General features: G+C 41.3%; 23 protein-coding genes, 1 tRNA gene and 1 pseudogene. 13 read left to right on the top strand and 12 right to left on the bottom strand.

The window, feature by feature from the left end:
- Position 1: 1 nt before the first annotated feature.
- From QE357_RS14475 to QE357_RS14460, 4 genes are all read left to right on the top strand, one after another.
- Complete coding sequence (locus QE357_RS14475) at positions 2-1,483, top strand: hypothetical protein (protein ID WP_309708738.1); 1,482 nt, start codon at positions 2-4, stop codon at positions 1,481-1,483.
- A gap of 387 nt (positions 1,484-1,870) precedes the next feature.
- Positions 1,871-2,056 (top strand): type II toxin-antitoxin system HicA family toxin, encoded by a 186-nt coding sequence (locus QE357_RS14470; RefSeq protein ID WP_309708735.1) that lies wholly within the window; start codon positions 1,871-1,873, stop codon positions 2,054-2,056.
- 68 nt (positions 2,057-2,124) lie between these two features.
- Complete coding sequence (locus tag QE357_RS14465) at positions 2,125-2,505, top strand: hypothetical protein (RefSeq protein WP_309708732.1); 381 nt, start codon at positions 2,125-2,127, stop codon at positions 2,503-2,505.
- Between the two features lie 60 nt (positions 2,506-2,565).
- On the top strand, positions 2,566-3,396 hold the full coding sequence (locus QE357_RS14460; RefSeq protein WP_309708729.1) for a DUF2971 domain-containing protein: 831 nt from the start codon (positions 2,566-2,568) through the stop codon (positions 3,394-3,396).
- A gap of 199 nt (positions 3,397-3,595) precedes the next feature.
- On the opposite strand, the gene QE357_RS14455 is transcribed toward QE357_RS14460, so the two are convergent.
- Entirely contained in the window at positions 3,596-4,717 is a 1,122-nt protein-coding gene (locus QE357_RS14455) for a phage integrase SAM-like domain-containing protein (RefSeq protein WP_309708727.1), read from the bottom strand.
- Positions 4,718-5,233: 516 nt separating this feature from the next.
- The gene (locus QE357_RS14450) at positions 5,234-5,830 is read right to left on the bottom strand and encodes a helix-turn-helix domain-containing protein (RefSeq protein WP_309708724.1); all 597 of its coding nucleotides are present in this window, start codon (positions 5,828-5,830) and stop codon (positions 5,234-5,236) included.
- 125 nt (positions 5,831-5,955) lie between these two features.
- Here QE357_RS14450 and QE357_RS14445 point away from each other — a divergent pair, with 125 nt between their 5' ends.
- The 8 genes and pseudogenes from QE357_RS14445 (at position 5,956) to QE357_RS14415 (ending at position 11,891) form a co-directional block, all read left to right on the top strand.
- Positions 5,956-6,174 carry a hypothetical protein gene (locus QE357_RS14445; protein ID WP_309708721.1) on the top strand — a complete coding sequence of 73 codons (219 nt, stop codon included), beginning with the start codon at positions 5,956-5,958 and terminating at the stop codon, positions 6,172-6,174.
- 233 nt (positions 6,175-6,407) lie between these two features.
- On the top strand, positions 6,408-7,550 hold the full coding sequence (locus QE357_RS14440; RefSeq protein WP_309708718.1) for a site-specific integrase: 1,143 nt from the start codon (positions 6,408-6,410) through the stop codon (positions 7,548-7,550).
- Complete coding sequence (locus QE357_RS14435) at positions 7,547-7,792, top strand: hypothetical protein (RefSeq protein ID WP_309708715.1); 246 nt, start codon at positions 7,547-7,549, stop codon at positions 7,790-7,792. The genes QE357_RS14440 and QE357_RS14435 overlap by 4 nt, the downstream gene beginning before the upstream one ends.
- A gap of 103 nt (positions 7,793-7,895) precedes the next feature.
- Positions 7,896-9,071 (top strand): VapE domain-containing protein, encoded by a 1,176-nt coding sequence (locus QE357_RS14430; RefSeq protein ID WP_309708713.1) that lies wholly within the window; start codon positions 7,896-7,898, stop codon positions 9,069-9,071.
- Between the two features lie 318 nt (positions 9,072-9,389).
- Positions 9,390-9,605, top strand: a pseudogene (locus tag QE357_RS25030) (CHC2 zinc finger domain-containing protein); the annotation flags it as partial.
- A 78-nt stretch (positions 9,606-9,683) separates the two neighbouring features.
- Entirely contained in the window at positions 9,684-10,217 is a 534-nt protein-coding gene (locus tag QE357_RS14425; RefSeq protein WP_309708710.1) for a toprim domain-containing protein, read from the top strand.
- 4 nt (positions 10,218-10,221) lie between these two features.
- The gene (locus QE357_RS14420) at positions 10,222-10,464 is read left to right on the top strand and encodes a hypothetical protein (protein ID WP_309708708.1); all 243 of its coding nucleotides are present in this window, start codon (positions 10,222-10,224) and stop codon (positions 10,462-10,464) included.
- A 320-nt stretch (positions 10,465-10,784) separates the two neighbouring features.
- The gene (locus QE357_RS14415) at positions 10,785-11,891 is read left to right on the top strand and encodes a RimK family alpha-L-glutamate ligase (RefSeq protein ID WP_309708706.1); all 1,107 of its coding nucleotides are present in this window, start codon (positions 10,785-10,787) and stop codon (positions 11,889-11,891) included.
- A gap of 34 nt (positions 11,892-11,925) precedes the next feature.
- On the opposite strand, the gene QE357_RS14410 is transcribed toward QE357_RS14415, so the two are convergent.
- The 6 genes from QE357_RS14410 to QE357_RS14385 all read right to left on the bottom strand — a co-directional run bounded on the left by QE357_RS14410 (position 11,926) and on the right by QE357_RS14385 (position 18,117).
- Positions 11,926-12,606, bottom strand: coding sequence for a hypothetical protein (locus QE357_RS14410; protein WP_309708704.1), 681 nt, complete (start codon positions 12,604-12,606; stop codon positions 11,926-11,928).
- A 328-nt stretch (positions 12,607-12,934) separates the two neighbouring features.
- Positions 12,935-13,648, bottom strand: a complete 714-nt coding sequence (locus QE357_RS14405; protein ID WP_309708700.1) for a DUF2290 domain-containing protein — start codon at positions 13,646-13,648, stop codon at positions 12,935-12,937.
- Positions 13,648-15,804 carry an ATP-binding domain-containing protein gene (locus QE357_RS14400; RefSeq protein ID WP_309708697.1) on the bottom strand — a complete coding sequence of 719 codons (2,157 nt, stop codon included), beginning with the start codon at positions 15,802-15,804 and terminating at the stop codon, positions 13,648-13,650. The genes QE357_RS14405 and QE357_RS14400 overlap by 1 nt, the downstream gene beginning before the upstream one ends.
- 172 nt (positions 15,805-15,976) lie before the next feature.
- Positions 15,977-16,061: transfer RNA gene (locus QE357_RS14395), tRNA-Ser, on the bottom strand.
- A 58-nt stretch (positions 16,062-16,119) separates the two neighbouring features.
- Complete coding sequence (locus QE357_RS14390) at positions 16,120-16,638, bottom strand: ABC transporter permease (RefSeq protein ID WP_309708694.1); 519 nt, start codon at positions 16,636-16,638, stop codon at positions 16,120-16,122.
- Between the two features lie 102 nt (positions 16,639-16,740).
- The gene (locus QE357_RS14385) at positions 16,741-18,117 is read right to left on the bottom strand and encodes a cystathionine beta-synthase (RefSeq protein ID WP_309708691.1); all 1,377 of its coding nucleotides are present in this window, start codon (positions 18,115-18,117) and stop codon (positions 16,741-16,743) included.
- A gap of 177 nt (positions 18,118-18,294) precedes the next feature.
- On the opposite strand from QE357_RS14385, the gene QE357_RS14380 reads away from it, so the two are divergent.
- Positions 18,295-18,621 carry an iron-sulfur cluster assembly accessory protein gene (locus QE357_RS14380; protein WP_106635726.1) on the top strand — a complete coding sequence of 109 codons (327 nt, stop codon included), beginning with the start codon at positions 18,295-18,297 and terminating at the stop codon, positions 18,619-18,621.
- Positions 18,622-18,727: 106 nt separating this feature from the next.
- On the opposite strand, the gene QE357_RS14375 is transcribed toward QE357_RS14380, so the two are convergent.
- The 4 genes from QE357_RS14375 to QE357_RS14360 all read right to left on the bottom strand — a co-directional run bounded on the left by QE357_RS14375 (position 18,728) and on the right by QE357_RS14360 (position 22,849).
- Positions 18,728-19,054 carry an MGMT family protein gene (locus QE357_RS14375; protein ID WP_106635727.1) on the bottom strand — a complete coding sequence of 109 codons (327 nt, stop codon included), beginning with the start codon at positions 19,052-19,054 and terminating at the stop codon, positions 18,728-18,730.
- Positions 19,055-19,128: 74 nt separating this feature from the next.
- Positions 19,129-19,713, bottom strand: a complete 585-nt coding sequence (locus QE357_RS14370; protein ID WP_309708688.1) for a DUF3109 family protein — start codon at positions 19,711-19,713, stop codon at positions 19,129-19,131.
- Positions 19,714-19,815: 102 nt separating this feature from the next.
- On the bottom strand, positions 19,816-22,119 hold the full coding sequence (locus tag QE357_RS14365; protein WP_309708686.1) for a LysM peptidoglycan-binding domain-containing protein: 2,304 nt from the start codon (positions 22,117-22,119) through the stop codon (positions 19,816-19,818).
- A gap of 88 nt (positions 22,120-22,207) precedes the next feature.
- Positions 22,208-22,849: a class I SAM-dependent methyltransferase gene (locus tag QE357_RS14360; protein ID WP_309708684.1), complete on the bottom strand. Its 642-nt coding sequence runs from the start codon at positions 22,847-22,849 to the stop codon at positions 22,208-22,210.
- Positions 22,850-22,905: the final 56 nt, after the last annotated feature.

The following is a 22,905-nucleotide window of genomic DNA, read 5'->3' as shown; positions in this document are numbered from 1 at the left end:
CATGGAAGAACTCGAAATAACGGTAAACGATAAACAGGCCGCTTTTTTGGAGGCGGTCATGTTTGAGCTGGATTCTCAGGACGTAAAAGGAGCTGGGATGGTGGGCGGCATTGGTTCGGGTAAATCCATTGCCTTGGCTGATTTATCCGCTACCATGATGGAAGAACTACCCAAAGCCAAGGGCCAGTTTGCGTGCCCGGTCGTTAGCCAGGCAAAGCGGGCATTAACACCAGGGTTGCGGGCTCGCTGGAGAACGTCCTGGAACTTAACGCCCTACAACGCTGCCACCGGCAACGGGGACTACGTGCTTTGGAAAGAGCCGCCCGCAGGATTCGACCGCCCTTACGAAGAGCCCGACGACTGGACCAACTGTATAAGCTTTGTAAATGGTTTTGTAATAGAGCTTTGCGGGTATAAGCTGGACGCCGATAGCCACCGGGGGCGAAACGATGATTTTGTGCTGATGGATGAAGCCTTACGCTTCAAGCGTGAATGGCTTAAAATCTGTTTAGGCCGGATTCGGGCCAATGTGGGTAAGTTTTCTTCAAATCTGCATTGGCTTTTCGCTTTTTTCAGCTCACCCCCTTACGGAGCGGTGGGCGACTGGATGTGGGAGTATGAAGACCTGCAACGAAAAGACCCCAAGCGGTACCACTTTACACAAGTTATTACCAAGGATAACGAGGTTTTTTTACCCCCTGGTTACATCGCCGGATTAAAAGATAAGCTTACCCCGCTGGAGTATTCCGTTGAAGTAGAAGGCAAACGGCTTTCGAGTATTCCAAAGGCTTATTATTCGGCGTTCGATTGGGAAAAACACAGCGATATTGACGACTTGCCAGGCACGTGGTACAATCCGGACGCACCCCTGGAAATGTCGGGCGACTTCAACGTCCTATTCACGTCTTGCACCGTATGGCAGGACGAAGGCCGCCTACTCAAAGGCCAGCGGGCGTTGTGGGTAAAAGAGCCCATGAAAGACCCCGAGACAGGGGTACCCCTGACAATGGCCGAGACGTTAGCCCACAAGGTAGCCAACGCCTACGAAGGCCACGGCCTAAAAAGAATCTATGTGACGGGGGACCGGAACGGGAACAATAAGTCAGCCGGGGCCACTAAAACCATGTATGAGTTATTCGCTGGAGTTATGGAGGCCAAGGGCTGGGAGGTTATACTTTGCCCGCTTAACTACAATATGGAGCATTACGAAAGGTACTTACTATTGCTTCGCATCCTAAGCGAGAACCAGGCCAGTGAGTACTACGTCCGGATGCACTCGGTAGACTTCAAAGGAGCAATAGCCTCCATGATGTTCACACCCATTAAGGCGGACTACACGAAGGACAAGAGCAGCGAGAAGAAGGGCGGGGTGGAGCAGGAGAACGCCACGCACCTAGGCGACACGGTCGACTACTACCTGATCTGGAAGCACCAGGGCGGTATGTCCTGGTGCGACAGCGGCTTCGACATCGAGTATTATTAATTGCCTGAGCCTACCAGGCTGCAACTCGAACCGGGCGACTGATCGATGAAACCAACCGTCGAATAGTCGCCCGGTTCTGTAGTATTTCCAATTCAGCTATTCGCCAAAATCAAAAATGGAAATTTCCAATCCGTGATAGGGCGGGCGGAAAATAGGGAAAATTTGGCCGTTTTTTAATTTTTTTTGAATTAAACTACTGATAATCAAATATTTATGTTGATTTTTAAGTAAAAAAGAGTGCAACTTTTGTAACCTACTGAATGTCAGATATTTAAAAGCTAAAAAAGATTATTTTTAGCTTTGGCACAAAAAAGTGACTTAAATATTTGAAATGTAGACACAAAAATGTGACCTTTGTAATGTCAATCAATCACAACCAAATATGACATGACAGCAAGGGAAATTTTAAAGATGCTTCACCAAGACGGCTGGATGATAAAAGACCAAAACGGGAGCCACTTACAACTGGTTCACCCCACAAAAAAGGGAAAAGTTACGGTACCAGCCCACGGCTCGAAAGACATCCCAAAAGGAACCCTAAACTCGATTTTGAAACAGGCAGGGTTGAAGTAAAAGGAGGGGCGAAAGCCCCGCCTTTTACCGCTTCCCGGAGAATTTTATACACTTAATGACTTCTACAAATGTCAACTAAAATTGAATTAATTATTGAAAAGGGCGAAGGCCAAACCCTTTGGGGCCGCGTCAATTATGAGGACGATCTGTTAACCGACGAAGCCGAAAGCATTCAGGAATTGGAGCAAAAGATGCGTAGATTACTGGAGGACTTTCATAAGCTTTCAGACGTAGAATTTTCCTACTCGTATGACTTGAGTGCATTCTTTGAAACTCACGACTATTTGAAGGTTTCCAAAATTGCAGAATTAGCTGGAATGAATCCTAGCCTATTACGCCATTATGCTGCCGGTACGAAAACCGCATCAGCTGATCAAGTTAAAAAGATTGAAGACGCCGTACAGGCTGTCGCTAATCATTTAGCTTCTATATCCATTATTGCAGCTTAATATAGTTGATATACTTTTGAGCCTAGATCTTAAAGCTAGGCTCAATAAAACTCAAACAATATGTCAAAATATAATAAAGGATTTGAAACTGTTACTATTAATGTTGAAGACTATACTCCTGAAGAATTAAAAGAATTCATTCCTCAAAAAGTATATAAATACTTTTCAGTAAATAAGTTTTTTTTCAAAGTACTCGAAACTAATGCATTATGGTATTCAAGTCCATTGGATTTTAATGATCCTTTTGATTGTAGTATTAAATTAAATTATGGAGAAAATAAAGAAGAATTAGAAGACAGTACTAAAATAATTTTTAGAGACAACCCAGATATTCAGAAAATTATACTTGAAAAACTAAGTGACGATGATATAAATGGTTGGAATTTTTTGTTTAACCAATCTATCCAAATGGTTTGGGGGGAACTTCTAGGAGTATGTTGTTTTACAGAATTTGAAGATAACCCACTAATGTGGGCACATTATGCAAATAGCCATTCAGGTGTATGTTTAGAATTCAATGGGCGAGGGCCTACATTAGATGAAAAATTGATACCAATTATGTATGAAGAAGAATATCCTATTATAAAGCTTAAAGATTTTGGAGAAAATAAGTTATTTGATTTTTATTCTCAAGTTGCTTTATACAAAAGTGATGATTGGCAATACGAACATGAATGGAGAGCTTGTTTAACAACAGGAGGAAGAAAATCTAAAGAATTTGATAAAAGCGAATTAACAGGTATAATTTTCGGATTAAAGACAACAACACGTAACGTTAATAAAATAATAAAACTTGTAAAACAATATGAGTATCCTAATGTTGTCTTTTACCAAGCTGAATTACACCCAGATAAATTTGAAATGGTAATTAAGCCTATTGATGTTAGTTAATTATATTATGTATCCATTACACATTAAATATTTCAAGAATTAAAGAAAGGTTGGCATTTGCCAACCTTTCGCACTTTCTCAGAGTTACTAAAATGTAATAAGAGTACGTACAACCTTCAGCCAGAAGGCGACCAACAAATTTAAACTTTTTTGGTCGCCTTTTAATGGCCTTCCAGGACTTGTTTATAGTGGTGAGTGATTATTTAATAGTCTGATAATCTTTAGGCTTGACTCGGCCCAGCTCTAAAGCAACGCGGCGTTCGTCTGGCTTTCCGTACACCTCAAGTCCCCGCGTTGTTTTTCGGCCTAGCATGACCGCAATGGCGTCTTTAGTCATTCCTAACTCATTCATGGCCCAATCCGTAAACGTTTTTCTTCCAATCTTAACCGAGATTTTCGAGGCCAGCGGCTCTGGAAACTTCATTTCTGCCGCCATAATTTTGAGCCAGTCGTTCATCGTCTTGTTAGATTTAATAGGCAGGTTCTCCCAGCCGCCATATTTGGCTAGTATGGGCCTGATTTCATCGAATACGGGCAATCTAGCCTTATGCCCTGTTTTAATGCGTGGGTGCGTAATCCAGTCGGTTTTGTCGATACCCTGGTGAACCCTGGACTCAGCCAGGCGGGCCATATCTTTTAAATCCTGGTAATGAAAGCCGGTACGGCAATACACTATAAACACATCGGCCACCTGCTGGAGTGCTTCATTCTGGAACGTGTGGGTTTTGAGGGCTTCAAACTGTTCGGGTGTGAGGTGCAGCGGATCTTCCGTTTCTTCGTTTTTCACCCGGAAACCGGCCAGCAAATCACCGTCCGAAAGCCCAGCTCCAACGGCCCAGCGGCTCACTTGTTTAATGACTTGGGAATGCTTTCGTACGTAGCTATCCTTATGCTTTTTTTGCATCCAGCTCCGGTATTTCTTGAGCATAGCGATGTCGAAAAGTTCTAAAGGCAGGTGAACCTGTTTTTCTGAAAGTAAGAAGTCCACGACCTTCTTACGTACCTTATCATACGTCTTTATAGTGGACTGGGTGATTTTTGGATTCTGGCCCATTTCATCCTTTAGCCAGATGTCGAAAGCTGCCATAAACGTGTAGGTCTTTTTCGGATTCTTATAAAGGTGCTTAATGTGCTGGACATTAAAGGGCTTGTCCTGGCGATACAGATCGTTAAATATGGCGGTTAGCTTTGTTCTTAGCAGCAGCAGTTTTTCGTTTTTAAATTGGCTCAGCGGATCTAGTTTGCTGACGGCATGGCCGTTCCAATGTTCAGACAAAATTTTAACGCCCGTTGTACCGATTTCGAGGGTGTGGTTATCCATAGAGATTTGGCAGTAAAGGGTTGAATAACCGGGAGTTTTTGAAGTGTGGCGGAAAAAGGAAATTTCCATGCGTGTGTACTTCATACTTGTGAACGCCCGGCAAGGCCATCCACAATGTAATGACGTTTGATAAGAAGAAAGAGCTAAAAATACTTAAGAAGGTACCAGTGAAACCGGGAAGGGGGGTGCCAGTGAGCCTTTTAGGGTGCCAGTAGAATGTCCGGTGAGCAGGTTAAAAGCTGAATATCAGACAGGTAAGGCACAAAAAAAACCAGCTTTTAGAGGCTGGTTATGATCTTATTCAGATGCTTAATTAAGCGTTGCAGAGGGTGAGGATTTAAAAATATGACTTATAATTGCCTGATTATCAAAAGATTAATGTATGTGTGTTAAAAATATGGTCATAAGTTACTTAATAAAATACAGTCAATATCTAGTGTGATTTTTTTAAGTCATTGATAATTAGTGCGTTAAGGATGAAATCGTTTTTTTTATTGCCAATAAGATATCCATTTGCTAGATGTTATGAAATGTTACAATATCTTCGAAATCTTCCCCTTTTAAAAGTGATACTATTTTAAGGAATGGAAAGTCTTCAACCTCTATAGCTTTGAGTTGCTTTAAATAACAAATCATTAGAAAAAGAGGCTTGTATCTATTACGTAAATAATCTTCTAACTCGTGGTAATCTTTTTCTGATTCTGGTACGTGATACTTTAGATCATCTCCCCATAATTCCACTGCTATAGTAGTACATGCCTTATCAATAGCTTGGACCGTATCTTGAAGATTCTCAAAATATATCTTATTCTGTCTTTTATAAAGGTCAAGAAGGGTTTCCAGTTCTTTTACCTCATTTTCTAAGTTTTTGTTACTTAGAGCTATATCCTCATTAGAGGTTTTTTTTATTTCCTCTTTACCATACTGAAGTAGTTCTATGATAGTCATTCCAAGGACATAAGCAATTTTTTCTAATTGATCCAGTGTAAGCTTAGTGCCTCTGTTTTCGAATCTATGATAGTTAGATCTCTCGATATCAAGCATTTTAGCCATTTCGGATTGCTTGATTCCTTTGTCTTCTCTAGCCTTTCTTATCTGTTCTGATAGCTCCATTTGTTACAAATAGTGATAACACTTTTACAAAACAGTGTAAATATTTAGAAAAAATAGTTATCATAATTTGGAACATTGTGTTCTATGATATTATAATTGCATCCACAAATTAATAACAACAAGATATGGACTCTATACAAACAGCATCTCCTCTTGCTCGAATCATAGCAAGGTATGAGTGCGAAAGTCATTTAGCATTTAAGCCCAAACCTTCATTCTATGATAGTATTGGAATTAATCGGATTAGATTTTGGAAACTGGTTAAAGGAGAGAAAGAACCAGTTACCAGTGAGGTTAGAAGTTTAGCAAAATTCCTCAAAATCAGTGAACAAGAACTTATTTAACAAAAAGCCCCGGCACTACTCGTAATAGTAACCGGGGCGAAATAATCTCGGAAGAGAAGGCAAAGATTATGATTAATAAAAGAAATTTAGCTCGTTCAGAGCGATTTATTCGCCAGGCCAATCAGGCCTCAATGCCAAAGTGCAGAGTTTCCTTTTATTTCCATGCCTCTAAAAGAGGCGGTTATTGTGGCACCGTATATGTGAAAGTTGGTATAAATGGCAAAGACGCCCAAATGAGTACTGGTATCTTTGTTGAGAACCGTAAACACTGGGATAGTGCTACAGTTTGTATCGCTGGAAATGAATCTAAAACGCTACTTCTTAGACATCTGAAGACAGAAATTGAAGCGGTGTATGTGGAACGCTTTGTAACAGATCGCAGCTTAGATCCTTTTATCATTCTTCAGGTAGCAGCAGGATTAAGAACGCATGATGAAAATGTGCCTACTGTATTAGAAGGTGTAGACAAATGGGTTAATCAATACCGGGAACGTTTACACATAGACGTTACTTCTTCTACACTTCAAACCTATGTGCAGTATGCTGACCGCATTAAAGAGTTTTTAGCGTATCAGGGTTATGGGAGCCGGTTGACGTTTGACGATGTAAAGCCCGCAATGGCCGCAGAGCTTATTCTCTATTTAAAGAAAAAGCGGCAATACAGTCATAATTACGCTATCAAGATTGTACAGTTTCTTCGTTCAGCAATTAACTATGCCATTGCCTACGAATGGGCAGACCGTAACCCCTTATCTGCTACCCGGTTACGAAAAGAGTTTAGAGAAATCTCTGCTTTAACGGAAGTACAGGTTCAGCGGATCATCGACGCTGATTTTGCTTCAACAGCTTTAGATAAAGCACGTGATCTGTTTGTTTTTCAGTGCTTTACGGGCCTTGCTTACGCTGATTTACGAGAGCTGAGTATAGGTAATTTGATTACGACCGCAGACGGCCAACTTTACATTGAAAAGCCCCGCAAAAAGACAAGTGTAGTTCAATGCATTCCATTGTTGGAACCCGCCTTAGCCATGCTTGCTAAATATCAAAATGACCCCTGTCGTAAACGTGGCTTACTTTTCCCAGTGCCTTCCAATCAAAAGCTTAATCAGTATTTGAAAGACATTCAGGACTTATTAGGTATTAAAGAGAAGATTCACACACACTTGGCCCGTAAGACCTGTACCACGCTGTTCATTGTCAATGGTGTCCCCCAGGCTACTACTTGTCAAGTAATGGGTTTCTCACTTCAAATGATGGAGAAGCATTACCTAAGTGTACGTAAAGACGTGATTTTAAGCGATGTGCACAAAGCTTTTCAAGGTAAGTTTACGGTTCACCGCAATGATGAAAAACCTCTTACCTCTCAGGCGTTATGAATCTATTCGAAGAACTAGAAAGCCTTAAAGAGCAGGTGGACCTATACGCCAGGAAGCATCAAGAGCAAGAAGAAGAACTCTCAGAAATGACGGGAGAATACCTTAAATCTCTTCAGGCGGGCCAAGTCTTGATTCAGGAGAATAAATGGCTTTGGCAGCAGGTGGAAACGCAGCAAAACCTAATTGGCAAGTACTTAAAGATGATCAAACGCTTAAAGCAACTTTTGTTGCTACCTAATTAACACAAAAGCTCTTTCACTTAGAAAGAGCTTTGTATGGTGCTGCTTGTGTATAATTCATTCATTCAAAAGCCTACCTGAAGACTTTTAAAACCGTGGCAAATATATGGCAAAAGAGCGTTCTATCTCTGAAAATGCCCCTAAAATAACTCGCATTCAACACTTTATTTTTAATCGTTTTGACCTTCGTTACAACGTGATTGCTAACGAACTCTTGAGCCGTCCCAAAGGTAGTCAAGGCAGCTTTGAAATGATCGACAAAAACGAACTGAACTACCTCTTGTTTGAAGCGGGATTCTCCAAATTTAGCTCCGAGCTGGATACCATTATGGCCGTGAAGGTTCCCAAGTTTGATCCGATCAAACACTACTTTGAGCATTTGCCCGCCTGGGACGGCTTCACCGACCACATCAACTATCTATCCAGCTTTGTAGAGACGGACGATAACGCTTTTTTTCAAGCGATGTTCAAGAAGCATCTGGTTCGAATGGTACGCCAAGGCTTGGCTCAGGAAAGCTCATTCTTCAATAAGCATTGCCTAACCTTTGTGGGGCGGCAAAATGACGGGAAAACGTCATTCTTTGATTTTCTAGTACCGCCTTCTCTATTCAACTACAAACGCAAAGGGCTTGATTTTGGTAAGAAAGACGGGCTTATTTCATTGGTGCAAAACTTTCTCATCAATCTAGACGAATTAGCATCTTTCGATAAGAAAGAACTGAATAATGAGTTTAAGACCGTGCTTTCAGAAAGTGCGGTCAAATTCCGAGCCTTGTACGATAAGAACGAACGGCCTCACACTCGCCGGGCTTCGTTTGTTGCTTCTACTAACCAAACCGAGTTTTTAACCGATGAGACGGGGAACGTTCGCTGGCTGGTGTTTCAAGTCAAAAACATCCGGCACGACCAGGGCGGCAAACGTGGCTACTCGTATCTAGTTGACATTGACCTGGTATGGTCACAAGCTTACGCCCTTTGGAAAGATCGCTTTCCCGATCAGCTAGACCCCGACGAGCTGAAAACGCTGGAACGTCGCAATGCTAATTTTTTACGCGTATCGCACGAAATGGAACTAGTGCGAACGCATTTTATCCCCGCCGTCAAAGGGGAAGCTAATGCTGTTTTTTGGCAAACAACCAAACTGATGAACGAGCTCAATAGCCTGACCACGCTTAACCTACGAGCGGAAATGATTGGTAGGGCGTTGACCGCTCTTCACTACCCTCGATCCAAGGATTTTGGCGTGTACGGCTACTGGTTAAAGCGGCTAGCAACCCCTTAAAACACTTACCTAACTTACCTAAGACTATAAAGTATTGATAATAAGAAGATTATAGGGTAAGTAGGTAGTTACCCGAAGTTACCCAAACTTACCTTTAATACAGTACCTGGGTAAGTAAAAGGTAAGTAGGTACTTACCCGGTAAGACCTTCACGTTAAGCGAATTAAAAGCCAGGGTAAGCTAGGTAGGCAAAAACTAAGTAAAAAAGTGCCAAACACGTTGAATTGGCTTTAATGAATTATTAATCAATGACTTAAGGCCGCAAAAAGAAAAAGATGATTTCAAACCCACAACTCAGCCAGGCTAAAGCGGTTCCTATTGCTAGTTACCTCGAAGAGCAAGGTTATCTACCAGAAAGACAGCTTGGTCCGGAGCTGCTTTATAACAAGCCCCTTACGCTTAGAGAATACCCCTTCGTTTTACGTACACCTGACCAGAAACGTCTTTAAAGACTTTGGGGGAGACGATCATAAGGGGGATGTTATCAAGCTTTGTCAGCTCTTGGAAGGTTGCTCATTTGCTGATGCAGTGACCCGGCTTTTATCGGGAAGCTATAAGGCCCCTTGCTTTTCTTTTAGCGGCTCTTTAGTTAAAGAGGAAAAGCAAAGCTCAATGCATCTGACAGCGGTCAAACCCTTAACACATGCGGCCCTAGTCGCTTACACGCAAAGCCGGGGCATTCCTTTAACTGTTGCCCAAACGTATCTAAAGCAGGTTCACTACGAGCGATCCGGTAAGAATTACTTCGCTTTAGGGTTTGCTAATGATGCAGGCGGTTATGCTCTTCGCAATGGAGCCGGGTTTAAAGGCCAAACCATGCCCACTGGTATCTCTACCATTCCAGGGCAAGATAACAGCTTGGCGTGTCTGTTTGAGGGCTTCTTTGACTTTCTATCTGCCCTGGTCTATTACCAAAAAAAGACGCCCCGATTTACGTGTATCGTCTTGAACTCAACGGCTCAACTCTCGAAAGCTATTCCGGCCCTAAAAGCCTACCGCTCGGTTCACTGCTTTTTAGATCGGGATGCCGCTGGAAGAAAAGCACTAACCCAGCTTGAAGAGAAAGGGCTGACGATTCAAGACCAATCCAGCCTCTATGACGGCTACAATGATTTCAATGAATTTCTCACTTTAAATCCCCAATGATCCAATGAAAGAACCCGACCTTATTCAACGCATTGAAGACGAACTTTTAGAGGGCGAATTAGTCCCCAAGCGAGTCTTAGAAACCTTAGCCTACCAGGTAGCCACAGGTAGCATATTCATAGGAGCGTTAGTGCCTTCGATGTATGCTAAAGAGCTAAGTCAATATGTAGAGCGAGAAGAGCTAAAATGGAAATTTCCAAAAATTGCCGCTTCGCTCGAATTGCTCAAAAAAGCAGGCTACTGGTAACAAGTGTGCTGACTATATACGAAAAATAAGCGTAATTAACTGACTATCAGTTAGTTAAAAAAGTTGCACTCTTTTTCAATACAAAAACAGTTTAAGTGTCTATTAATCAATGTTTTACATTTTAGAAAACATAAAAAAAGTGTAAAAATCCCTCTTTTCACCCCGCCCTATCACGAATTGGAAATTTCCAAAAACGTGCTGGCCGAATATATGAATCGCCTTTTATTGTTGGCCTTTTTGCTCAACAATTTGCTCGAAGGTGGCGGGGTATCATTTGTCTCAAATTTTTCCAAACATTCCATTTTACCATTTTTTCAAACATGAAATTTCTCATTTTAAGTACTGGCCCCGTTTCTAAATTCTTAACTGACGCGATCACTTCCGCAGGTCACACCTTTGAAGCTCATGACCCTCGCGACATGTACCTATACATCTCTGAGATTGATCGGGGCTATGACCGCGTGTACATCGGTGACCCTAGCCTAGATGAGCCGAAGCGAATTATGAGTAACCACTATGACGCAATCATATCTCGGATCGGCAAAGACTTGCCTTTAGCAGTAAATATTCTAAGGCATTTAACCATGAACCTAGGTATCTACTGCCCTCAATCTTCCTTAGGAATTCAGATTGCTCATGATAAATTATTTACTTCTCAAATTCTGAGCTGTGAAGGAGTAAAGACACCGATGACCGTTTTTTCTTGCCGACCCAACCACGTTAGTTTTTTTGTTGATAAGCTGGGTGGATTACCCATTGTCGTTAAGCAGCTTACTGGCTCACAAGGCACAGGGGTGTCAATACTAGAAACGCCACTAAGTACTAACACCACCTTAGAGAGCTTGCACCGGGCGGGCGTTCCAGTTAAGATGCAACGCTTTATTAAGTCTGAAGGGATGGAAGTGGAAGATTTTAGAGCAATCGTAGTAGGCGGCAAGGTAGTTTCTGCTATGCGTAGAACAGCACCCCAAGGTGACTTTAGAGCCAATCTTTCGAGAGGGGGGACGGGTAGCAGCGTAAAGCTATTCGACTATGAAATTCAAATGGCTATTGATGCTGCAAAAGCGTTGATGCTTGAATTTGCCGGCGTGGACATCATGCGTTCCAACTATAAAAAGAAAGAAAGCTATATCACAGAAGTAAACGGAAACCCTGGTACGGGCATCATCAATATCACAAAGCATAATCACTTCAAGGATTTAGTGGAATTCACAGCTTTAAAAGCTGCTGCGAAGAAGAAAGAAAAACCACAGCAAAATCAAACACAAACGGTGAAAGTAGAAGTTGCAATACCGAACCAACTAGATGAGCGTGCTCAATTAGCTATTTTGGAGGAAAAAATTAAAGTGCAGAGTCAGAAATATCATGGTGTAAACTTACATGATTATGCGATGTGGACATTTCTTAAGAAAAAAGTAGGATTCTGATAAAATTGAATAGGCAAGATTTATTAAATCTTGCCTATTCAATTTTATAAGGATAAGATGGATAGCCAGGGGGTAATTGATCGGTAGTTCCTACATGATTGAACTCCAAGTATCTATTTTTATTACTTTCATTCCAAGTAATTTCAATAAATTTTTGAATATTGTTCTTTTTAAAAATAAGTGTGTTAGGGTGAAATGTGCCCCATTCATCTGGATTGTCAGGTTTTCCTAATAGAAAATTGAATTGAAAGTTATTAAATTTAAATTTAGCTCCTAATATTTCACCTTTAATAGGATGGTAAAAGGGTTGAAAGCTAAAATCTTGATTATAGTATATTGGTTCATCAGTTTCTTTCATAAAATATAATCCCCATCCTTCAGGCCAAGGTTCCTGAGCATATAGAATTTTTAACCATTTGATATCTAGTACAGGCTTGTTGATATTTTCACTTAGCGGTATGATTTGATCAGATGCTACCATATTACAAACAGTTTTCAACATCCATTTTTCTAAATCTATGCCGCTAAATACAAATATTTCAGAAATGTAATTGCCTCTAGCAAATTCCGAATTTATTTTAGTGATTATTCGTAACATATCACCAGCTTGTTTATCAAGCCCTGATGAATTTTCATTATGCCTTTTACATAGTATTTTGGATGATAAGTTTGTAGGAGTTATTTTTTTAAAAATGTCCTTTTTGATCCAAGGCAATCCGGTTATTATAATAGTTTCGTCAGTATGTTTTACATGATTTAAAACATATTCTGAAATGTAATGTTCTCTAGAAATTTTTTCGCAACAATCATTGCTAAAATTTAGATAACATTTAGGGTTAGAGTAGTTAGTTTTAGGAGGTTTAGGAACTATATTACTAGGTTTTTTAAACCATATGCCGGGGCTAATTAGACAGCATGATTTCGCTTTCCTTGTGCTTCCACAAGGGCAGTTTCTGTTTTTGGGATAAAAAAACCTTAAATTCACGATTTATAAAATTAGTACATATAAGAGGAATAAATTATAATACTATATATTAAAAATATTATGTAATAAACAATTCGTATTTTTCATCACTAGACCAATTTCTTTCTTGTAGTTTAGTACAGCTGTTTTTAGCTGTATCTAAACCTATTTTAGATAACATTCCATCTTGACTGATTAATTCTTTCCATTTATAATAATAGCAATGCTTCAAAACAAATAAAGTAAATTTATAAGGTGTTATAATTTTGTCACAGGGAATTCTGATGTCATTATAATTCCCTATATGTATGTGGGATGTAGAGTGTATTAAAGGTGAATAATTTTTAAAGTCCAAATCATACCTTATAGAAGTACTAGAAGTATTGATTTGCTGTTCTGTTAAAAACTGTTCATATTCACTGTAAAACATTGCTCCTACATCTTCTACTGTTTGGAAATCGTTAATCAAGTCATGTGATAACAGAAAGTCTTGATACGATACATACTCTTGAGGGTTTTGAAAGAATGCATATCTAAAATTAAAAATAGCTCCTTCAACACAAGTATATGAAAATTGAAAAATAGATTGGTCTTCAAGTAAGAAGTCATAATCGAAATTTTTTATAGCCGTTTTATAGGTTAAAAAATAATCTCGCTTTTGAGAGATTCTTTTAAACTCTGGTGAAACATCATCCTTGTGAAGGACTTTTATTCCCTTTTGCCTTAATAAACCTATATCTTCAATAAGTTTGTAAGACATTCTGAAAGAAGTAGAAAAAGCTTCTATATTCATTACTTCTTTGATGAGAGTTTTGCCTTGATATCTTTTATAAATTCGTCTTTGTCAATATTGAGGTTTTTAGCTGCATCTTCAGCAATTCTCTCAATCTTATTGAGGGCAAGTTGCTTTTCATCTATGGTCTGTTTGATAGTTACAACGTCTTGTTCACTTGGTTGAATAAATGTAAGTTTGTAATCATTCTTTTTTAAAATGTCTAATTCATTCTTACAAATATCAGCTAAAGGGCTTACACCAGTAAGCGTAACCCAAGCTATACTTCTAGTAATTGCTGTAAATAGCTTGTTACGTTCAGTAATGTTATCTTTATCGAAAAAAACAGCATCTATACCTATTACATAAACGCTTCCAGCTTCATTACCTTTAGCTCTAAAAATTGTTGAAAGAGTGACGTGTTTAGGTACTTTAAAATTTGTGTTGTCTGTGGGTGCTTCTAACAAACTAAATGTTTTTATGCCTTTTCTATTTAGAAGCAGTTTAATTTCATTAAAATATGTCCAAACGTTTTTAGTATCTAAACATATAATGCTAATGTCCTCTGGATTAAGCTCGTCAGATATGTCTTTTTCAATTAATGATACAACTTCCTTACACTCATCTTCAAAATTTGTAAATGTTTTTACCTTTATAACATCATCATCACTTAAATAAGTATTTTTTATTGCAGGACTATTATCTTCAGGTCTATTAATTATCATTAAATCACTGACGCTTGAGTTTCCCTGTTCAACTGTGAATCCTAAACTCTCCCAGTGTTCATTATTCTCAAGCCTCTGTATTATTTTAGGTTTAGATTTTGGATTATTAAAATCATAATTGTATATGCCCAAACCAAGTGCAAATGCACTTATCAGTATTTTACGAGGATTCCTATAACATTTGTGAAGAACTAAATCTTGTACATCTGTACTCTCAATCCTGGAAAAATCTATATGATAATTTCCTTCTAAATCTCTGCCAAACGTTTCTCTCTCATCTTGAATTTTTACGTTCAAAATATTCTGAAAATCGTCGTATGCCCAAACTACACGATTATGCTTGGTGATTTGTCTACAGACCTGATAAAATTCTTTAGGAAAGTCCTGAGCTTCATCTAATATGGCATAATCATATTGCTTTTTAAGATTTCTTAAGTTTAATTCTTTACATACAAATCCAAAAGGATCATCAGGCATTTTATTTTTAGCCTCATTGTATTTCAAAGGGGGAATGTTATTGTTATTACAAGCATTGTAATAGACTCCTTCTAAACCAAAGCCACCCCAAGCATGCATAACATGGATCTTGTTCCAATCTGGGTCCTTTTCTACAAACTGTCTATAAAATCGTGTGATTAGCTTTTTAACTAGATCGTATAACGCTTTTGTGTAGTATGTGTATAGTATCTCAGCCTCGGGGTTTTGTATGTGTATTAGAGCAACTTTCATTGCTAAAATTATTGTTTTGCCTGAACCGGCTAAACCTCTGATTCTTTGAGGGCCATTTAGAGTAAATAAAGCTGCACGTTTTTGCTCTAAATCAAAGTTATGGATAGCACTTTCGATAGCACTTAAAATAGAACCTTTTGAGCTTGAAATATTCGTTCTATCTCTTAGATTTCTATCATTGGATTTGAAAATACCTTTAGATCCTTCTATTGTTGATTTTAGTGCTTTAAATTCTTCTACACTTATTTCACCAGTTTGGTGATTTTTTAATATTAGTTCTTTTAGTAAAGCATCACTGTTTACTAATTCGTAATCATTCCATTCTGGATAATTTGGTATTTCATCACAATTATTTAAGTATATAGCAGGAGTTATTTCAATTTTCAATTCTCTTCTTCTTCCAATTAATTCAGGAGTATCTTTAATAATTTTAGCATATAGTAATCTATCTATTTGATTAAGTTTCTTATCTATATTAATGGCTTTTTCATGCGTAAATCTTTCGGAAAAATCTACACATTTTAATATTATAACTCCTATATTTTCGCCAATAAGTAAAATATCTGGGTTTACAGAGCTTTCACCTGTTTCATTAGGAAAGTGGGGGAAATGATGGTATAAGTAGATATTTGAATTAATATCTTGAAAGCTATCTAACGTATCAATGAGATGTTGTATACTAGGTTCTTCTTTTATTAAGACCTCATTAACGTTCTTTTCCATATTCATCCTAAAAAGAATTTAAAACAATTAGTGATTGTAGAAGGTAAATACACAAAAAAAGGTCTGAAAAGCAATATGTTTTCAGACCTTTTTTTCATGTATTCAGTTAGTGGCACTTTTTGGGTAAAAAAAAACCTAAGTATCTGATTTTCAGTTACTTAGGTTTTACTTGCAGAGGGTGAGGGATTCGAACCCCCGGACCTGTTACAGTCAACAGTTTTCAAGACTGCCGCGATCGACCACTCCGCCAACCCTCTGTTTGTGTCACAAAAGTAGTGGTATTTGGGAGCTTTGTCAAGTGCTGTTTCGAAAAAATTATAATTCTATTAAGTCTTGAACCACTACTTTCATTCTAGGTGCCTCACCCTCAGGCACTATCACAATTAAATTTTCTGAAGAAATTTCTCCATTTTTTAATATATGTCCCACCTGAATGTTCGTGGTAGTGGTGATCATTTTGCCTTCAGCATTCTTTACCGTCTGTTTGTAGGGGATAACAAAAGGCCCGGCGTAGACCTGAGCGTCTTTTGAGGTGAGGCGTTTGCCCGTGGCGTTCACGCATAGGAAGGCGGCGAGTAAATTCTGGTTCTGCTCGCCGAAGGCGTTTGGTCGTGGAAACAGGATTTTCGAACAGCCGCTATTATTTCGAACGTACACCCGCAGTTCAAAACGGTTGTAATTTTCGTTCTTGATTTCCATCTTTCGCTCGTTTGTAATATCAAAGCCGTATTCAATGCCATTGAAATTCGTTGCGTGCTCAGTAGTCAGATCAATACTTTGCTGGGCGTAGCTTGCCAGGGGAGCCAGCAGAAGAAAAAATAGAACTTTTTTCATGTTGGGGATAAGGTGAGAAAATCGTCGCCCAAATGAAAGCGATATTCAGCAAAAAAGGAAGGCCGATAAGCCTTCCTTTCGTAGATCTTTTCTTATAAATACTTAATTAGTCATCGCCAGTAATAAATCGGCCTGAGTGATGATGTGAACGCGATCAACTTCGTCGCGAACGAGTAGGGCCTTGTTGTCTTTATCGATTAGCGAAGCTAAAACGTCGATGGTGTCGTGAAAGCCCACAAAGCGGAAAGGCTTCTCCATAATTTCCTGAATGGGTAATTCCTTAATGTCCGGCGATTGAATTAGTAATGATAGGATCGTCGATTCTGAGATACTGCCCACGAAGTTACCCGTTTCATCAACCACCGGAATCTGACTGATGCCGTCGCGATTGAGCAGGCGGATCGCCTCGCTTACGCGTGCCTGCTGGGGAAGGGTAATGAGTGGCGTGTTGCGGTGACGAATGCGGATGAGATCGCGGGCGGTAGCGAAGGAGCGGCTTTCCAGGAACCCATGGTCTTTCATCCAGTTATCATTGTAAATTTTATTCAGGTAACGCGTGCCGTGGTCGGGGAGTAGAATGACCATCACGTCGTCTTCTTTCAAATGCTCCCGAGCGTACTCCAAAGCTCCGTAAACGGCTGTTCCGCAGCTCCAGCCGACGAATAAACCTTCTTCCCGGGCCAGTCGGCGAGCCATGATGGCGGCGTCTTTGTCGGTTACTTTAAGGATATGGTCGATAAGACCAAAATCTACATTCTTCGGCAGAATATCTTCGCCGATGCCCTCCGTGAGGTAGGGGTAAATTTCATGCGGATCAAATTCGCCCGTCTCTTTATACTTTTTGAAAACTGAGCCGTAAGTATCCAGACCGACGGTTACGACGTCTGCCTTTTTTTCTTTCAGAAATTTAGCTGTTCCGCAGATCGTTCCGCCCGTACCTACGCCCGCCGCAAAGTGCGTGATTTCGCCACCCGTTTGCGACCAGATTTCGGGACCCGTGGTATCGTAATGGGCCGCCGAATTGGAAAGGTTGTCGTACTGATTGGGGTAAAACGAATTCGGAATATCCTGATTTAATTTCTTGGCTACCGAGTAATAACTTCTCGGATCATCGGGTTCTACATTCGTGGGGCAAACCACCACTTCAGCCCCCACTGCCCGTAGAATATCGATTTTTTCCTGGGACTGTTTATCGGCCATCGTGAAAATACACTTATAGCCCTTCGCGACAGCGGCCAGAGCCAGGCCCATACCCGTATTACCCGAAGTTCCCTCAATAATGGTTCCGCCCGGTTTCAGAATGCCCGCTGCTTCGGCGTCTTCAATCATCCGAAGAGCAATGCGGTCTTTCACGGAGTTACCGGGGTTGAAGTACTCTACTTTTACAAGAATAGTCCCTGGAATTCCTTTGGTAACTTTGTTGAGTTTGACAAGCGGCGTATTGCCGATGGTCTCGATAATATGGTTATAGTAGTGCATGGCTGAAAGAAAAATAAATCGATCAATGACCGAAAGTGTCAAATTCTTTAGATAGGAACTGGTAAAATTCCGTACTCAGGAAACCTATTACAGTCTATGACTGTTCGGATTTCGGAAGTAAATTTGTAGGAAGAAATCAACAATAGAAGTTTTAACCTTCTTATTTTATCAATAAATATGGTAACGGTATCTCAGGAAGCAGCTGATAAAATCATAGAATTACGCAAGAAAGACGGTCTTACGGAAGACTTTAGCGTACGGGTAGCCGTGAAAGGCGGCGGATGCTCAGGTCTGATGTACGATCTGAATTTTTCTTCTGAGCCGGAAGCAGGCGATATGGTATTTGAAGATAAAGGAGTAAAAGTAATGGTAGATCGCAAGTCGATTCTTTATCTGGCTGGCACCGAATTACAATACTCCGGCGGGCTGAACGGAAAAGGTTTTGTCTTCTTCAACCCTAATGCCTCTCGCACCTGCGGTTGCGGCGAAAGCTTCGCGGTTTAGTTATGGTTATTCTAAACGAAACATCCCGAAAGTTTTAACTTTCGGGATGTTTCGTTTAGAATAAGTTCTCTAGTTACCTAAATAACTAAAAACCAAGAACAACTAACTACAATAACTCATCCTTCGGTATCCAGTAGCGATTTTTGAAATCCTGGATCTGGTCGTTTTTTACTTCGACTCCTTCGGCCTCTAGTAACTCCTGCATCCGATTTCCTCCAAAATGATGCTTCCCGGTGAGTACGCCATTCCGATTCACCACGCGGTGGGCCGGAACGTCGGAGAGGTGATGGCAGGCATTCATCGCCCAACCCACCAGTCTTGCTCCCCCTTTTGAACCAAGGTATTCGGCGATAGCCCCGTAGCTGGTCACTCGTCCGGGAGGGATAAGTTTTACTACTTCATAAATATCCTGAAAAGCGTCTGAAGAAGGCATCGTGTGGTAAGGTAATAAAAGAGTAAATAATCACACCTTTTAGGCGAGTATTCACTTGATCGGGTAATGATTCATTAAGATTCATGCTTCGCGTCCAGGCGATCCTGAATTTCCCGGCAGAGTTCTTCGTACCAAGCTTCGCCATAAGCACTAATCAGCGGATCTTTCAGAAATTTATAGACGGGCACCTTCAGGGCTGCTCCGTGTTCACAGGCTGGTGAACAAATGTGCCAGCGGTCGTAGTTCAGGGCATCATACTGCTCATATTTTGTGACCCGAATAGGGTATAAATGACAGGAAATAGGTTTTTTCCAGTTGATCTTACCGTCCAGATAAGCCTGTTCAATGCCACATTTTAAAATGCCTTTCTGATCATAAATCGCATACGCACATTCCCGACCTTCAATCACGGGCGTAGAATAATCGCCTTCCCAATCTTCAACGTATACGCCCTGCTCTTCAATGGTTTTGATGCCTATCTCCGAAAGATAAGGTTTCACCTGCTCGTATACTTCTTCCAGCTTTGGTAATTCATCCATTGAAAGCGGAGCTCCGAGGTCGCCCTCTACGCAACAGGCTCCCTTGCATTTAAGAAGATCACAGACGAAATATTGGTCTGCGATGTCGTCTGAAATGACGGTATTATCAATCAGTATCATGCTCGTTAGGGTGGAAAGTCCACTAAAAAAGAATAGCGGGAAATGATTCCCGCTATCAAAATTAACACTTGTCGGAGGGCCTGCGTTCACGCAGACGGGTAATTATTTGTTTTTGATCTTTAACCGTTGACCTGTGCGGATCATGTCTGTGCCTGACATGTTATTCCAGGAGCGAATTTGATCCACTTTTATATCATACTGACGGGCAATACTAAACATGGTTTCCCCTTGTTGAACGGTATGGTAACGCCACTCTCCAGTGGTAGTGTTGGCAGGGATGCTGCTGGTGGCGGGGCGAGCAGCACCTGCCCGTAATACGTAGCGGTCGCCAACATTTACCTGAGGAAATGCTTGCAAGCCGTTCAGGTCTCTCAATTCTTCGGGCTTCATGTTGTATTTTCTGGCAATAGCGAAGAACGTTTCACCTGATTTAACAACGTGATAAGCTGGTTTACTTTCGGAGGAAGGAGTTGCTTCGCGAACGGGAGCCGCGGCTGTTTCTTCCACGCGAATGGGATTGGTTACGGGGGTACCTTTCACCAACACTTTCTCACCCTTTTTAAGTAAAGGATAACTTTTCAGCCCGTTTAGTTCCAGTAACTCATCGGGCTTCATGTTGTACTTACGAGCAATAGCGTAGAACGTTTCTCCCGATTCAACCGTGTGGTAGCTTTCGGAAGCGGCCTCTGTACGAACGGCAGGTTGACGAGGGGTTACCGGAGCGTCTTCTTCACCAGGCGTAGTGGGGAATTTGTTGGGATTAGTAACAGGACGACTCACTACTTCCGGTTGCGTTCGGGTTGGTTCCGTCCGTACTGGTTGGCTAGTGCTGGGTTGAACCGGACGTGTAGCGGAGGGGTTACCGGATACTACCTGACCATTTTCATCCACCAATACCACCCGACCTGAGTTGGTCTGAGGCTGAGTAGGCGTTGTAGGAACCGTTACGGCTACGTCTGTTGCGGGAGTCGTCACAGGAGGGGTAGAGGTTGTAACTGGAGTCTCGGCTAAGATAGGAGTCTCCTCTTTCGCTTTTTCCGGCTCTGGTAAAGGAACGACTTCAATCGCTGTTTTGCAGGGGCGGCGTTTCTTCATCCACAATACACGGCCTGGTTGCAGAGGTTCGGTAGCAGAAGCAATGCGGTTTTTCCTTAATAGGAAGCTCAAACGAATGCCATACATTTGAGAGACATCCCAGGCTGTTTCTCCGTGTTGTAACGTATGGAATTCAACGGGTGCACTTTTAGCTTTTTTCTGAATATAATATACTTTACCTCCTACAATTTTGTCATCCTCTTCCATGTCGTTAATGGATAGAAAACGACCCGCCCGGATGTCCGCACGTTTAGCGATGGTTTCGTAGGTATCTCCATCCTGAGCAAGAATTCCATCTCTACCATTAATCTGATAGTAAACAGGACCGCTGGAAGCACGATTGGAGGGGGGGGTAATGCGTTTCAGAACCGGAAATTCAGGCTCTCGGGCTTTCGCTTTCCGGGCTGCCGCTGCCGTAGCTGTGCGATTAGCCGAAGGAGTAGTCGTTTGCGAAACTGCTACGGGTGGAGCCGACTGATTGGAAGCAAGGGCAGCAGGACGGTTGTTGTCCACTACTACCAGCATGGTATAAGGGCGATCCTGGGGAATTTTTGAGCCGCCCACCCAACGGTTATACCGACGTAATTCTACTTCGTCCACCCCGAGCTGATCGGCAATTTGCGTAAAAGTTTTTCCACCGCTGGCCTTGTATTCGTAGAAAGGCGTTTGGCTGGTGCGGTATCCGCGTAACTCGTTTTCATACACTAGTTTGTGAGCCAGGCAACGCAGAATATAGCGATCCGTTTTGTCAGTAAGTGTTATTTCATTTGCTCCATTCCATTCCGTTGGTACCAGTGACCGAACGCCGCCGAGGCCTAAGTAATAGGAATAAAGGGTTGAAATCCAGTTATTTAAGGCTGTGTTATTTTTCTTTAAATAATTAGCCGCCGCTCGCGTAGAAGCATGAATATTCTTGCGTTCATCTATTTCATCGTCCACACGCAGGCCGTAATCCGTAGCCGTTTCTTTCTTGAACTGCCAGAAACCTACGGCATTGGAAGTGGAAACAGCATCGGGAGCGAGGCCACTTTCCTGCAAAACCAGGTATTTAAAATCATTAGGGACTTTCTCTTCCGAAAGGATATTTTCAACGATCGGAAAGTAAAGAGAAGCCCGATCCAGGCGTGTGTTGAGGGTGGTCCGGTTCGACAAAAGGGCATAAACGTCGGTTTGGACTATTTGCTGGGCTCCGGCGTCGAGTTTTACGTTGACATTTGCAAAGGTAAGCCGCGTGGGGGCCTGAAAAAGCTGGGCAGAAGCGTATGCGTTTAGGACAAGAGTAAACGCAAGAATAAGGATACCTCTAATCATGGTTGATCTGGTTAAGCGTTGTCCTCTATAACGAAGACCTGAACCCTAACGATTCAAAAGATTACTATCGGAAGGTAAAAATGCAGAATTATTTTTTTCGTACGACCATCAAGCCATCACGAATAGGTAATAATATATTTTCAACGCGATCATCCTTCTGAATTTTCGCATTAAAATCCAGAAGATGCTGCGTGTCTTTATCAATTTTCACGTTGGCCTGAGCTACTTTTCCACTCCAGAGTACATTATCAGCAATAATCCAGCCGCCGGGCCGTACCCGATCAATCGTCAGGTCATAGTAGGTGGAATAACTGGGTTTATCTGCATCGATAAAGACAATGTCGAAGACTTCGTCCAGATCGGGTATTAAGTCGCGGGCATTCCCCAGCCGGTAATCAATCTGGTTTTTATAATCAGACTGATCCAGAAATTCCCGGACAAAAGGTTCCAGCTCGGCCTTGATATCCATGGTAATGACTTTCCCGCCTTCCGCCAGACCTTCCGCAAAACACAGGGCCGAGTAACCCGTATATGTTCCAATTTCAAGCACAACTTTTGGGCGAACCATCCATGAAATCATCGACAGCATCCGTCCCTGAAAATGCCCTGACAGCATTCGGGGGTGAAGAATTTTCACGTGTGTCTGCCGATTGAGCCTCTTGAGAAGATCACTTTCCGGGCTGGTGTGAGCTTCTGAATAGGCCTCTATTTCCTGATCAATAAAATACATTCTAAAACAAAACTAGGGAAAACCTTCTCACAAATGACATGATTTACTAGGTAATT

The sequence above is a fragment of the Siphonobacter sp. SORGH_AS_0500 genome (genome assembly GCF_031453245.1).
Classification (GTDB): Bacteria; Bacteroidota; Bacteroidia; order Cytophagales; family Spirosomataceae; genus Siphonobacter.
This window is presented reverse-complemented; position numbering and strand designations above follow the sequence as displayed.